The sequence below is a fragment of the Deinococcus alpinitundrae genome (assembly GCF_009982895.1).
GTDB lineage: Bacteria > Deinococcota > Deinococci > Deinococcales > Deinococcaceae > Deinococcus > Deinococcus alpinitundrae.
In genome coordinates this window covers 1-11,134 of the sequence record NZ_WXZL01000053.1, presented here as the reverse complement: position 1 = coordinate 11,134, position 11,134 = coordinate 1, and the positions used below count along the sequence as shown (strand labels likewise).

Sequence of the window (11,134 nt, the reverse complement as noted above, 5' to 3'; positions counted from 1 at the left end):
CGGGAAACGTCGCTGGAAAATCGAGGCCCTCTTCAAAACCCTCAAGAGTCGCTTTGGCTTTGGGAAGTTCGGTCAACAGACCAAACGAGGCGTGCTGCGGTTCCTCTGCTTGAGTCTCCTCAGCTTCTTGCTGTGCCACTTTGAGTTCCTGGATCGCCCGGATCCGGGCGATCCAGTCTGGCCTGACTGGGGCAAATTGGCACGATACGTTCGACAGAAGTTCCTGGCCGAGGTACGCCTCGCGGAGTTATCCCTGGAAATGGATCAGCTGAATGCCGTTCACAACGCACTTCTTTGCATGGAGCTCTAAACCGCAACATCTCAGTCAACCTACAAGATTATGCCGACCTGGACGACGCACAACAGCACGTGGATCACTTCATCGGTGAGCTTTACAATCGGGAACGTCTGCATTCCAGTCTTGGCTATGTCCCCCCTGCCGAGTTCGCTGCCCGCTATCATCCAACCTAGAAGTGACTTGCCTGCTGGTCCTGCGTTTTGGGTTCACTCCAGCATCATTGTGGTCGCCACCGTCGCGTTCGGCATGGGGATTGATAAACCGAACGTCCGTTTTGTCGCCTACCTGGACTTGCCGAAGTCGATGGAGGGGTATTACCAGGAGACAGGCCGTGCAGGGCGCGACGGCCTTCCGAGTACGGCGTGGATGGTGTACGGCTTGCAGGACGTGGTGAACGTTCGACGGATGCTGATGGACAGTGACGCCCCAGAGGACGTGAAGCGGGTGGAAGCGGGCAAGCTCAACGCCCTCCTGACGTACTGCGAGACGGCCAGTTGTCGTCGTCAGGTGCTGTTGAGTTACTTCGGAGAAGCGTATTCCGAGTCCTGTGGGAACTGCGACGTCTGTTTGAACCCCTCGACCGTTCGTGACATGACGCAGGAAGCGCAGATGGCGCTCTCCGCAGCAATCAGGACGGGAAACCGATTCGGGGCAGCGTACCTCACAGACATTTTGCTGGGCAAGGAGAACGAGAAGAACAAGCGGCATCGGACGCTGCCGACGTATGGGATTGGGAAAGACCAGGACGTGAAGGTGTGGCGCAGTGTGTTGCGGCAGCTGGTCAGCCTGGGGTATTTGACGGCTGGGCCGTATTACGGGTTGACGGTGACGCCGTTGGCGCGAACGATCCTTCGGGGGGAGGCGCGGTTGCTGTTGCGGGAGGATACGCTCTTGCCTCGGCAGACGAAGCGAACGCGAGGGAAAGTGCAGGCGACCCGGGTGGTCATTGGGGAGGATGACCGGCCCTTGTTCTTGGCGCTTCGAGCGTGGCGGGCGGAGCGAGCGAAGACGTTGAAGGTGCCGCCGTACGTCATTTTCAGTGATGCGGCGTTGAAGGCGATTGCGGAGTTGCGGCCGGGGGATATGCAGACGTTGGGCACGGTCAGTGGGATTGGGGAGCGGCGGCGCTCGCAATACGGAATGGAGGTCCTTGAGGTGATCCGGACCGGGGCGCATGAGCAGCAGTGGCTTCGGGGAACCGTGCAGGCGCACGAGCTGGGTCTCGCTCCAGCAGAAGTGAGGCCTGATGTGCAGGACGTGCCTGTTCCCGAACAAGGGATTCCCGAGCGTCAAGAGCCAGATGAAGGGCAAGGTCTGACAGACGCTGTGGCTGCGGCGCTGAGTGGCGTACGGCGGGAACTGGCCCGGGAAACAGGGTATGGAGCGTACTTGATCTTCCCGAACGCGACCTTGACGGCGCTCGCGGCGCGGCAGCCACGAACGATGACGGCGCTCGAAGGGATCCCTGGGTTGGGTCCCAAGCGCCTTCAAGCGTATGGGGAGCGAATTCTGGAGGCCATCACGACAGCATTGCACGCCACTTCAAGTTCACCTGCAACCGCAGAACAAGACGTGCAGGAGCTGTCCCGTTCATCACAGACGGCCGGACTTCATCACCGACCACCGATACTCGAGTCTGTCGCGAACGAAGGCCAAACCTCAGCCCATGCCGACCCGATTCCCTCTCAGGCTGTACGGCGCGATCTGTTTCCTCAAGACCATGACACGGAGGTGCAGGGCTGGGACGCTCAGAACGAAGTGATGCTTCCACCTGGGCCGCCCATTTCACACCAGGAGGCGTACAGGGCGGAGGGAGACGATCTTACGGACGAGGCTATGTTCGCCATCTCTCCAAGGCCGGGGCCGAAGAGCGCGTTGCAATTGTTGGAGGCGGTGCGGGCGGTCCTTGAGGGCGAGGGGGGCGTTTTGGCTGTCCTTGAGGAGCTGGCGGGGCAGCCAGGGATGATGCGCGAGGGTCTGGACCCAGCGGTGGCACGAAAGGTCCTGGTGCCGTTGGATGAGGCCAGAGGGTTGGTGGGCACGCTGGTGATGCTGCACAAGCGGCGCGCACAGGAACGTCGCAGTGTCACAGAACAAGACCCGTAAGGGCCGTCGAATGCTGAGGGGCGGTACCCGAGCCCAGATTGATCGCCACCGACTCGCGTTCAGTTCAGGTTCTGCGAGCGCAACCGCTCCACGAACGCCTCGTAGATGTCGCGAATCCGGTGCTCATCTGGATAGAACACGCCCTGGGCGTCGTAGTGCCCCAATCGCAGCAGCACCTGCGCCGCTTCCCGACTGCTGAGCATCCGCTGGACCTCCAGGCTCCGCCCCACCAGCCATTCCATGAACTTGCGCGTATCCTCTTTGCGCTCAAAGCCGATCAAGCCCAGTGCCCGTGTCAGGTCCTGCAGTTGATGGCGCGACATCGGCCCGTCCGCTCCGCCCATCGCCATGGCCATACCCGTCGCCTGCACCCGCGAAATGTCGTCTGGATCGACGGTGTACACGCGGACATTGGGAATCGTCCCGACTTCCAGCTCGTCGAGCATCCCCAGACCGCACAGCGAAAGCACCACACGGCGTTTGGCTTTGGTCGCCGCGGTCATGCGGGCATTGGACAACTCCAGCCCTTTGAGGCCAGCGATGTCGACTGAGCCGCAATCGACGTCTTCGCGGCCGTTGGGGAGGCGGGCGTAGGCCGTGAACGTCAGGATGCAATCGTCGATCTGCCATTCAAGTTTGTGGATGCTGACGCTGTACTTCTTGGCGAGCTGTTGCGTGCAGCGTTTGGTGGCGTACAGGTGCAGTCGGCCTTCTTTTTCGTAGAACGAGAAGGGCAGCGTCTCGGCGTTCAGTCCCAGGGTGCGGCAGATGCGCAAGTAATAGATGATGCGCTCATTGGCGTGCAGGTCGTTCAGGTCTCCGCGCGAGATGACTTTCGTCACGATGTCCTGCACAGGTGGGCGCGCGGCGCGAGTCATGCCTCATCTTGGGCCAACTGTGAGGGGCGTGTCAATATTGCACCCTTTAAGGGGCTTGTTTAGAAGATTTGACTCGGCGTACAGTGCGCTCATGCCAGGCCTCCGCCCCGCCGCGTTGCCCAGCCGCCGGCACGTCATCAAAGAGCTTCGTCTGGCCACCGGGCTCAGCGTCGCCCAGCTCGCAGCGCACCTCGGCGTGGATCGTTCGTACGTCCGCAAGCTCGAACTCGGCACCGTCGATCCGCTCAACGTCACGGGTCCCCGCTTTGTCACGCTGGCGGCAGCGGTCAACCTTACCCCGGTCGGCCTTCTGCGTGCGCTGGGTCAACCCGGTCCCGTTGAGCGCGCTGAACAACAAGACCATGCTGAATTCCAGGCCACCCGTGTCCTGACCAGTCTCGGGTATGCCAATGCCGGCCCGGTCAACGACCCGACCAGCACCCCGCATGTCACGGTGCCCGCCTGGTTCAGTGGCAACCTCCGCTATGTCTTGGTGGAAGGCGAGAGCATGCGTCACCCCACCAAACGTGGCATCCAGGACGGCGACACAGTGCTCATTAATGTCGCGGAACTTGAACCGGTCGACAGCAAGATCTTTGTCATCCAGTCGCCGCATTACGGAATTTGCGTCAAGCGCTTGCGTCTCTTGAGTGAATGTTGGTGGGCTTTTTCCGATAACCCGGACTTTCCGCCATTTCCACTGGATGACACCGCCGCCATCATCGGGCGCTACAAAGGTGTCCTCGACATTCACAGCGACGAGTAGGCGGCGTGCAGGAGGTTGTCCTGCTCGACACGGCCAGCCTCTTTGTGCATGCCCGACAGGCCCTCCCCGCTGGTGTCTTGCGCGACGCCAACGGTGACCGCGTCGAAACCCTGTTCACCGCTTTGCAAACGACCCTGCGGGTCTGTGAACAGCACGACTGCGTGATCGCCGTGGCCGACCACACCGGCCACGAGCCGCAGGCCGATACCGTCCTCAAGTTGTTGCCGCTGCTGGGCATTCAGGTGACGTATACCCCTGACGGCACGCTGGCGGCCCTGGCGCAGCTCAGGCAGGATCTTCACCGCAAAGGCCACCGGGTGGTGCTGATCAGCCAGGATCCACGCACGCCGTGCTTGCTGGATGCGCAAACCGACCTCGTCTGGGCGGGTGAACGGCTGACGCAGGAGCGCTTCATGACCCGCAGTGGCGTTCTGCCCACGCAGTGGTTGGATTTGCTGATCCTCGAACGGCACGCGGGGGTCAGCACCGGCCAGGCAACACAGCTGCTCTTGGAGCACGTGACCCTCGGTGCCCTGCTCGCGACGCAGACCTTCAGTCTGTCTGCCAGCGAGTTGCTGCAGCGGCGAGCGGCGCTGACGTTCCGGAGGACTGCACAGCTTTATCCGGACGTGAAACCTGGCGCGGCCCCACCGCGCAATCTCCGTGCGCTGGCGGCGCGGTTACGTGACCTCAACCTGCACGCCCTGGCGGCCCGTGTGGCCGGTCATCACGACGACGCTGCCCATATCGCGCCGGCGGCCATCCGGAACCGCTGGACTTGTCCCGTCATCGCCTGGCAAGCCAGGGAGGCCTCCAGCCCTCAACTGGTCATCAGTCACGGCGGCGTCGCGCAGTTCCTTCCGGCCACGCAGGTCCCTGCTTTCCTGGCGCGTTACGGTTTGAGTGGTCCGCAAGCCTCAGTGCTCGGTGCCCGGTTCGGCCCGGCCTGGGTTCAGGATGATCCCCTGGTGATGGCGGCTACGCTCGGGTCCCCGCACAAGGTTATGGCTCCGCTGTGCGCAGAGGTCCTTGGGAAGCCGTACGGGGGACCCCTCCTCGACCGTGCCCGCCTCGCTGAGGAACTCCTGGCCACGCTGAATCGGCAGCTGCTCGGGGACACCAGACGCGCCTACGAACAGATCGAACGTCCGTTCACCCGCATTCTCGCCGGGATGGAAGCGCGCGGGTTACGAATGGACCTCGCGCACCTGGAAGCGTCAATCCAGGTTGCACAGCGCGACGCGACTGAGGATGCTCTGCTCGATATCGAGCGCTATCTGCGTCCGGTGTTGCGTCACGCTGCTCGGTTCGGTGGCCGGGCAAGGCCGACTTGGGACCCGCTGGGGACCCGGACGGGGCATGCGGTGGCCCGCCGTCCGGCGGTGCAGACGTGGCCTGGCAAACGCCTCCACGGTCAGGAGGTCCGACGTGCCTTGATTCCTGAGGATGGTCACTGCTTTGCCGTTTTGGATTACGACCAGCTGGAGTTACGCGTCCTGGCGTTTCTGGCGGGTGAACAGGCCCTCTTGCACGCCTTCGAGGGAGGTGAGGATATTCATGCCCGCAGCGCTTCGTTGCTTTTCGGTGTGTCGCCCGGGTCGGTGACGGTGGCGCAGCGGCAGGTGGGGAAGACGGTGAATTACGGCATGGTCTACGGCATGGGTGCGGCTGGGCTGGCACGGCAGACGGGTGTGCCCATCGACACTGCCGGGCGGTTCCTCGACGCGTTCCACCTTGCCCATCCTGCGTTGCGCGTCTATGCCTCGAACAGGCGTCAGGAGGCCGTCGCTTGCGGGTACGCTGTCGATGCCTTTGGCCGCCGCCGACAACTTCCCAGTCTGACGGACTCGCATGCCCTCGCGAGGCGCGCTGCGTTTCGTGCAGCGGCGCATTCCCCGGTGGCGATGACGGCCGCTTCGCTCCTCAAACTGGCGATGTTGAGCGCTGAGCAGGCCCTGTGTGCGCTGGGGGCCAGGTTTGTGCTGATCAACCGGGATGAGGTGGTGATCGAAGCGCCTGAAGCGGTGATTGGGGAAGCGGTGATGGTGATGCGGCGCGCGATGCTCAAGCCGTCGCCGTTGGCGCTGCCCCTACAGGTGCATGTCGGCATAGGCACGTCGTGGTTAGACGCCGCTCCCAGCAGCCTCCCTCGAACCGCAGCACCGACGCTTCCTGAAGATGACCCGAGTTGACGTCAGGAAGAGCATACGCTGCGGTATGCCTTGGATCGAACTTCGCCCCCACGGCCCCAGCAGCTTTACCGTCACCATTGATGGAAAGTGGTGTACTCAGCTCCTCAGCGATTTTTAGATTGGCATCGGGTATGGGTGCGGTCACCTCCTGGGAGTAGGGTGGGTAAATGGATCCTTGGACAGAAATCGAACTGACCGACCCAGAAACAACGATTCATCACGGCAATCGTCAAATGGACATCAAAGTTGCGGTGCTGGGGCGCGGCGACGGCCCAAAACTTATAGCTGCCATCGGCAAGGGCGTGATTATCACGACCGAAAATCGGGGCGGCGGCAGAGGCTTACTCAAATATGGCCCAACAATGGATAGATTCATCGTTGACGAGTCCTAACTTTCTTGGTGGCGGGGGCCGGAGTCGAACCGGCTCAATCCAGGGAGACGTACGTTCCACGGTGGCCTCAACCTGGAGACGCCCAGCGAACCCCGCCATGTGCAGCTCACATCCTGACCGTCGCTGTCCCCCCGGCTGCTGCGGGGCATGAGTGCGGTCTCACCTCCTAGGCGTAGGCTGGGGAATGGACATTGAAATACTGAACGCGACATGGGCAGGCAGGCTTAAGGGACTGAACACCCAGCTCTGGGCGAATATGCAGGCCCAGGGCGTCACAGCTGAATGGGTAGACCCAGACTCCGCTGAGCAGCATATCTTCTCAGAAACTCGGGGAGGGCACGAACGTCAGATTGAGCCGCATGAGTTCTTTGAATTTCGTGTTCACTGGCGCGGCAATACGGTTGCTCAGAGTACGAAGCATCAAGTGGCTGCTGATTCACTCACTGCAACCAACCTATTGCGCGCCGCAAACCAGATGGAGGTCAAAGGCGTTCACGTCATGCCCGTCTGACGGCTGTTACTAAGGTGCTGCCACTGTTGGCGGCGAGGCAGGCAAGTGCGGCGATCCGCTGCTCATCGGTGTACGTCTTGCTTGCCATCTCCTCACCTCCTCAGAGCAGCAAAAACCGCCCGGTGAGGGGCGGCTGGGGGTGCAGCTTGTTTATGCGGCATGGGGTAGGCTGGAGAATGGACGAATGGCCGATTTCCATAGAGCAGTTGCGTGAGGAGCTGACCGACAGGAGGACGCAACCGGGCATACCTCCCTTGAATGTCACCCTTCTGAATTTGATGCTGGACAAAGGCGTGGCTGTCACTGCCTTGGTGGACGATGGGCAACAGAGATACTTGCGCGGTGCCATTGAGGGGCAAGTGTTTGAAACCAAGCGTTGTGAAAGATTCACACTGGATACAGTTGAGGAACTGCTTAATCTCACGCTGCCTTTAATCAGGGTGGTAGATCGGCGTGAGCATGGATTCCCTGAGCGCGATTGATCGTGGTTTCTTGTCGATTCCCCAGGACTTGAACCTGAATCTTTGTGTGTTGAGCCGAGCCGTGGGAAGCTGGGCTTGTCACACCCTCGAGCCAACAAGCCCGTTGAGATCTTTGACCCAGCAAGGTCGGATTGCAAATATGGCCGGCTCGAGGCCCTTCGTTCAGGTGCAACAGTATTAGACCTCCTGCGAAAGTGCGCCGCTACACTGCATGAATGAGCCACGAGCGCCTGGAACGCACGCTGAAGATGAACCGCACGCGCTTCAAACGGCGCACTGGGATCTACCCGGAAACGTTCTATGCGATGGAGAGCGTCCTGGTCGAACGGGAAAACACCAAAAGGAAGTCTGGGCGACCCGCGGCACTCAGTCCCGCTGAGCAACTCCTCCTGACGCTAGAGTTCTGGCGCGAATACCGCACGTTTGCTCACCTGGGCGACGATTGGGGCGTCCACGAAACCACCGTGCAACGCACGGTGGAACGCGTCGAAGCGGCCCTGATGGCCAGTGGGCAGTTCCGACTGCCCGGCAAGAAGGTCCTGAAGGAAGCAGAGCATGTCTTTCAGATCATCGCCGTCGATGCGGCCGAAACCCCTTGTGAGCGGCCCAAAAAAAGCGGGCAGGCCCCATACAGGTGCCGTTCTGCCCAAGACAGCAGCGGGCATGGTACAGCGGCAAGAAAAAGCGCCACACCCTAAAAACGCAGGTGGTCATCAACGTGGGACACATGATCATGTGTGTCGCCACGGCTTTCGGCTCCATGCATGATCTCACGCTCTTTCGGCACTCAGGCGTGCGAGTTCATCGCGAGACGGCGTTGATCGGCGATGCTGAATATCAGGGAATCTGGCACGATCATGGTCACTCGATCACGCCGCATAAGGACTCGAAAGCCAATCCGCTGACTTCAGAAGAGCGACAGGAGAACCGTGTGCTGGCCTCCACCCGCTTGCGGGTGGAACATGTCATCCGACAGTTGAAGATATTCCGCGTGCTCAAGGACGTTTACCGTCACCGGAGACGACGCTTCTCCTTACGCGTTAATCTGCAACAATGTTGTTGAGCAGTCCCACCGACCTACACGGCGTCAAGAGCGGCAGCAACTTGGATTCAAGCGGCGGAAACGAACCGAAGAATTCCTGCGCCTGCATGCCCGGATCGAGAACCTTCACCACCACTCCCGCACCAGCGTTTCTGCCGCTACTCGAACAAGCAATCAGCAGCACGCGTTCCAGATGTGGTCAACGGTCGCCGCAGGGGTGGCCTGATCCTCAGGCCACCCCTGCCCTCGGCCTGCCGAGAGCCAAGTTAAGGCAACACAACTGGTCATGGTGTACTACAGCCTGTTCCAGTGAATACCCGCCTGATAGAGCATTCGGTTGACGGTCACCGGGCTGAGCCTGAGGCTAGTTTGTTCGGCCAGATCATCAGCCAATCACCACCCTGTCCAAAAGGAAAAAGGGAGGTTAAGCGCACGAGGACGCTGACGTGCCACCCTCAACAGAATCTCTCGATCGTCCGAGGTCACTTTGGGCGGCGTCCCCGACTTCGGTGCATCTTCCAGTCCTTGGATGCCTTCAGTCCTCTACCGCTGCAGCTATCACCGCACCGTCTTTTCATCATTCCGCACGATGACGGCGATCTCCGGCACCTTAAGATGTCGCTCTGCAGAGCGCAGCATCATCAGCGCCCAAATATAGCCCCGACTATTCGCGACGCGGTACACGTGCTCCAATTCCTCGAGCTTTTTGGGGTGCGTGGTGAGACGATCAACGCTTGCATCTCGACCTCCTCCATCCTGGAGATCCTCACCCTACACCCCGCCCGCTGGGCGGCTGGGGACGCTCTGATGGCCTACTGAGGGGACGCGGCATCCAGCATGCGGGCGTGGGCCATGACGAGGGCCTCAATCGCCAGTGGCACGTCGAGCACTCCGTTGATCGGCAGCGTGACCCAGCCAGAATCGGGAAAGGTATGATGGCGGTGAACCTGGTCTTCGCTCAGCAACGCGTCGCGCTCAACCGCTGTGAGTGCCACGTCGAGCAGACCACAGTCGTGCAACTGACCCAGCTCCTGACCGTCCACAAAGATCCCGAGTCCCCCGTACTGGTGGGCGTTGAGGGTCACACCCGGCCAACGGGCGAGGTGCTGTGAAATCTGGGTCATAGCGCTCAATATCATGTAACTGCTCATGCTCTCTCCTTCATTGCTGGCCCTGCGTTCCGCGCCGTGCGGGTGGAAAAAACAGAACTTCGCTCTCCGTTCCTATAGCCATCTGCTGCGGCGAGAGGCGCGGTCCTTTGGCGTGTCGAGGTCCAGCTCATGTAGACAAAGAAGCTTTTTCAGTTACCAACCGAAAGTCAGTGGGCCGTGCTGTCTTCGTGATCATGGTGCGCTCGGCAGGTTACCGAAGCATTACGGTTCGCGGGTACCTTCTGCAGCACGGGTTGAGACACGGGGTTGGTGAAGCAGACCCGGTGGGGAAGCTGTGTTTTCAGCGAAAACACGTTCCCAGCGGTCAAAGGTCGGCCTATGTGTGTTGCAGGGCACCACCTGGACCGGTTGGCGCGCGCCCAGCAACACGCGCTGCACGACCCGCCCGAGCGCCCTGCCGTCCATGTTCCCTTGCCCGTGCAGGCCGAGCAGGATCAGGTCCGCGTCCAGCTCATCAGCCACCGCCAGAATGGCCGACGCCACCTGAGCTTCAGGTCCGGCTTTCAAGCCGTCAGCTGCACGACCAGGTCCATTGAATTCGTTTCTGCCAGGAACGATCAGGCAGGTGGGCGGACGGCGTGCCAGCAGACTCAGCTCACGCAGCAAGGCATGTGCCGCGTCCAGGTCCGATGGGCCCGATCCCTGCTCCTCAAGGACATGGAGCAGCGTCACCGTTCCACCAATGGCCCGCGCCACATCAAAAGCGTGCTGGGCCGCATGGCGACTCCACACGCTGAAATCCACTGCAACGAGCATCCGGCGCAACACAGGCATGGCCTCCTCAATTCCTGCCGCCAGCTTGCGCTGTGGACCTTACAGACCCGTTACCGGCGTGCCGCCTTTGTCCTCAGCGTCCGGTACACCGATATACAGCGCGTCCTTCCTCAGGGTAAAGCCCAGTGTTCGGGCCGCCTGCGTCAGCAACGCCCGTTCGTGCGTCCTCCACGTTCCGATGCGCGGCGGACGCGTGACCGCCAGCACTGCATCCACGGTGCCACTCTGACTGACAATCGGCACCGCGCCAGCAGAGGTCGTACTCGTTTCGGGTCCAGCGGCCAGCAAATGCGCGATGTTCTCGGCGTACTGCGCCTCACCGGACACCACCACCTGGCGGCAGAGTGGCACCGCGTCCAGCGGCAAGGTGCCGAGCTCCAGCAGCGGATGCAGTTCTGGGGGAATCTCGCCCCAGACCCGACTGACGCGCAGCACGCCTCGATCCACCAGGAAGATGAACAGCGACTCCAGGTGCATGGACGCGCCCAGCGCCTCGAGGGTCAGGTGCGCCACTTCATCGA

The 11,134-nt window shown here is 61.3% G+C and carries 13 protein-coding genes, 1 tRNA gene and 2 pseudogenes; 11 read left to right on the top strand and 5 right to left on the bottom strand.

Annotated elements, in window-relative coordinates:
• The 3 genes and pseudogenes from GUI70_RS21795 to GUI70_RS24740 all read left to right on the top strand — a co-directional run.
• Nucleotides 1-310 (top strand): transposase (locus GUI70_RS21795; RefSeq protein ID WP_161884385.1); only part of this gene is annotated, 310 nt, incomplete at its 5' end.
• On the top strand, nucleotides 295-471 hold the full coding sequence (locus GUI70_RS26100) for an integrase core domain-containing protein (protein WP_161884384.1): 177 nt from the start codon (nucleotides 295-297) through the stop codon (nucleotides 469-471). The genes GUI70_RS21795 and GUI70_RS26100, both read left to right, overlap by 16 nt.
• A gap of 25 nt (nucleotides 472-496) precedes the next feature.
• A pseudogene (locus tag GUI70_RS24740) lies at nucleotides 497-2,404 on the top strand (HRDC domain-containing protein); the annotation flags it as partial.
• Nucleotides 2,405-2,463: 59 nt separating this feature from the next.
• On the opposite strand, the gene GUI70_RS21780 reads toward GUI70_RS24740, so the two are convergent.
• Nucleotides 2,464-3,282, bottom strand: a complete 819-nt coding sequence (locus tag GUI70_RS21780) for a glutamyl-tRNA reductase (protein WP_161884382.1) — start codon at nucleotides 3,280-3,282, stop codon at nucleotides 2,464-2,466.
• Between the two features lie 91 nt (nucleotides 3,283-3,373).
• Here GUI70_RS21780 and GUI70_RS21775 point away from each other — a divergent pair, with 91 nt between their 5' ends.
• The 3 genes from GUI70_RS21775 to GUI70_RS21765 all read left to right on the top strand — a co-directional run bounded on the left by GUI70_RS21775 (nucleotide 3,374) and on the right by GUI70_RS21765 (nucleotide 6,632).
• Complete coding sequence (locus GUI70_RS21775) at nucleotides 3,374-4,048, top strand: XRE family transcriptional regulator (protein ID WP_161884381.1); 675 nt, start codon at nucleotides 3,374-3,376, stop codon at nucleotides 4,046-4,048.
• Nucleotides 4,049-4,125: 77 nt separating this feature from the next.
• Entirely contained in the window at nucleotides 4,126-6,240 is a 2,115-nt protein-coding gene (locus GUI70_RS21770) for a DNA polymerase A family protein (protein WP_161884380.1), read from the top strand.
• Nucleotides 6,241-6,407: 167 nt separating this feature from the next.
• The gene (locus GUI70_RS21765; RefSeq protein ID WP_161884379.1) at nucleotides 6,408-6,632 is read left to right on the top strand and encodes a hypothetical protein; all 225 of its coding nucleotides are present in this window, start codon (nucleotides 6,408-6,410) and stop codon (nucleotides 6,630-6,632) included.
• 6 nt (nucleotides 6,633-6,638) lie between these two features.
• Here the strand turns inward: GUI70_RS21765 and GUI70_RS21760 are convergent.
• Nucleotides 6,639-6,729 (bottom strand) — tRNA-OTHER (locus tag GUI70_RS21760).
• A gap of 87 nt (nucleotides 6,730-6,816) precedes the next feature.
• On the opposite strand from GUI70_RS21760, the gene GUI70_RS21755 reads away from it, so the two are divergent.
• From GUI70_RS21755 to GUI70_RS21740, 5 genes and pseudogenes are all read left to right on the top strand, one after another.
• The gene (locus tag GUI70_RS21755) at nucleotides 6,817-7,143 is read left to right on the top strand and encodes a hypothetical protein (protein ID WP_161884378.1); all 327 of its coding nucleotides are present in this window, start codon (nucleotides 6,817-6,819) and stop codon (nucleotides 7,141-7,143) included.
• 176 nt (nucleotides 7,144-7,319) lie between these two features.
• A complete protein-coding gene (locus GUI70_RS21750) occupies nucleotides 7,320-7,625 on the top strand; it encodes a hypothetical protein (RefSeq protein ID WP_161884377.1) in 306 nt (101 codons plus the stop codon).
• Between the two features lie 215 nt (nucleotides 7,626-7,840).
• A complete protein-coding gene (locus tag GUI70_RS24735) occupies nucleotides 7,841-8,323 on the top strand; it encodes a transposase family protein (RefSeq protein ID WP_237725105.1) in 483 nt (160 codons plus the stop codon).
• Nucleotides 8,260-8,688 (top strand): transposase family protein, encoded by a 429-nt coding sequence (locus GUI70_RS24730; RefSeq protein WP_237725104.1) that lies wholly within the window; start codon nucleotides 8,260-8,262, stop codon nucleotides 8,686-8,688. Before GUI70_RS24735 ends, GUI70_RS24730 begins: the two co-directional genes overlap by 64 nt.
• Nucleotides 8,672-8,893 (top strand): annotated as a pseudogene (locus GUI70_RS21740) (IS6 family transposase); the annotation flags it as partial. The gene GUI70_RS24730 and the pseudogene GUI70_RS21740, both read left to right, overlap by 17 nt.
• Before the next feature lie 586 nt (nucleotides 8,894-9,479).
• On the opposite strand, the gene GUI70_RS21735 reads toward GUI70_RS21740, so the two are convergent.
• From GUI70_RS21735 to GUI70_RS21725, 3 genes are all read right to left on the bottom strand, one after another.
• Complete coding sequence (locus tag GUI70_RS21735) at nucleotides 9,480-9,791, bottom strand: luciferase domain-containing protein (RefSeq protein ID WP_237725103.1); 312 nt, start codon at nucleotides 9,789-9,791, stop codon at nucleotides 9,480-9,482.
• 249 nt (nucleotides 9,792-10,040) lie between these two features.
• Nucleotides 10,041-10,613: a universal stress protein gene (locus tag GUI70_RS21730; protein ID WP_161884375.1), complete on the bottom strand. Its 573-nt coding sequence runs from the start codon at nucleotides 10,611-10,613 to the stop codon at nucleotides 10,041-10,043.
• Between the two features lie 39 nt (nucleotides 10,614-10,652).
• Nucleotides 10,653-11,134 (bottom strand): GAF domain-containing protein (locus tag GUI70_RS21725; protein WP_161884374.1); only part of this gene is annotated, 482 nt, incomplete at its 5' end.

What these genes read in the sequence shown, in the direction of transcription:
- GUI70_RS21765 (WP_161884379.1), top strand. Translation starts at nt 6,408, where the DNA reads ATGGATCCTTGGACAGAAATCGAACTGACCGACCCAGAAACAACGATT.
- GUI70_RS24735 (WP_237725105.1), top strand. Translation starts at nt 7,841, where the DNA reads ATGAGCCACGAGCGCCTGGAACGCACGCTGAAGATGAACCGCACGCGC.
- GUI70_RS21775 (WP_161884381.1), top strand. Translation starts at nt 3,374, where the DNA reads ATGCCAGGCCTCCGCCCCGCCGCGTTGCCCAGCCGCCGGCACGTCATC.
- GUI70_RS21750 (WP_161884377.1), top strand. Translation starts at nt 7,320, where the DNA reads ATGGACGAATGGCCGATTTCCATAGAGCAGTTGCGTGAGGAGCTGACC.
- GUI70_RS21755 (WP_161884378.1), top strand. Translation starts at nt 6,817, where the DNA reads ATGGACATTGAAATACTGAACGCGACATGGGCAGGCAGGCTTAAGGGA.
- GUI70_RS21735 (WP_237725103.1), bottom strand. Translation starts at nt 9,791, where the DNA reads ATGACCCAGATTTCACAGCACCTCGCCCGTTGGCCGGGTGTGACCCTC.
- GUI70_RS21780 (WP_161884382.1), bottom strand. Translation starts at nt 3,282, where the DNA reads ATGACTCGCGCCGCGCGCCCACCTGTGCAGGACATCGTGACGAAAGTC.
- GUI70_RS21730 (WP_161884375.1), bottom strand. Translation starts at nt 10,613, where the DNA reads ATGCCTGTGTTGCGCCGGATGCTCGTTGCAGTGGATTTCAGCGTGTGG.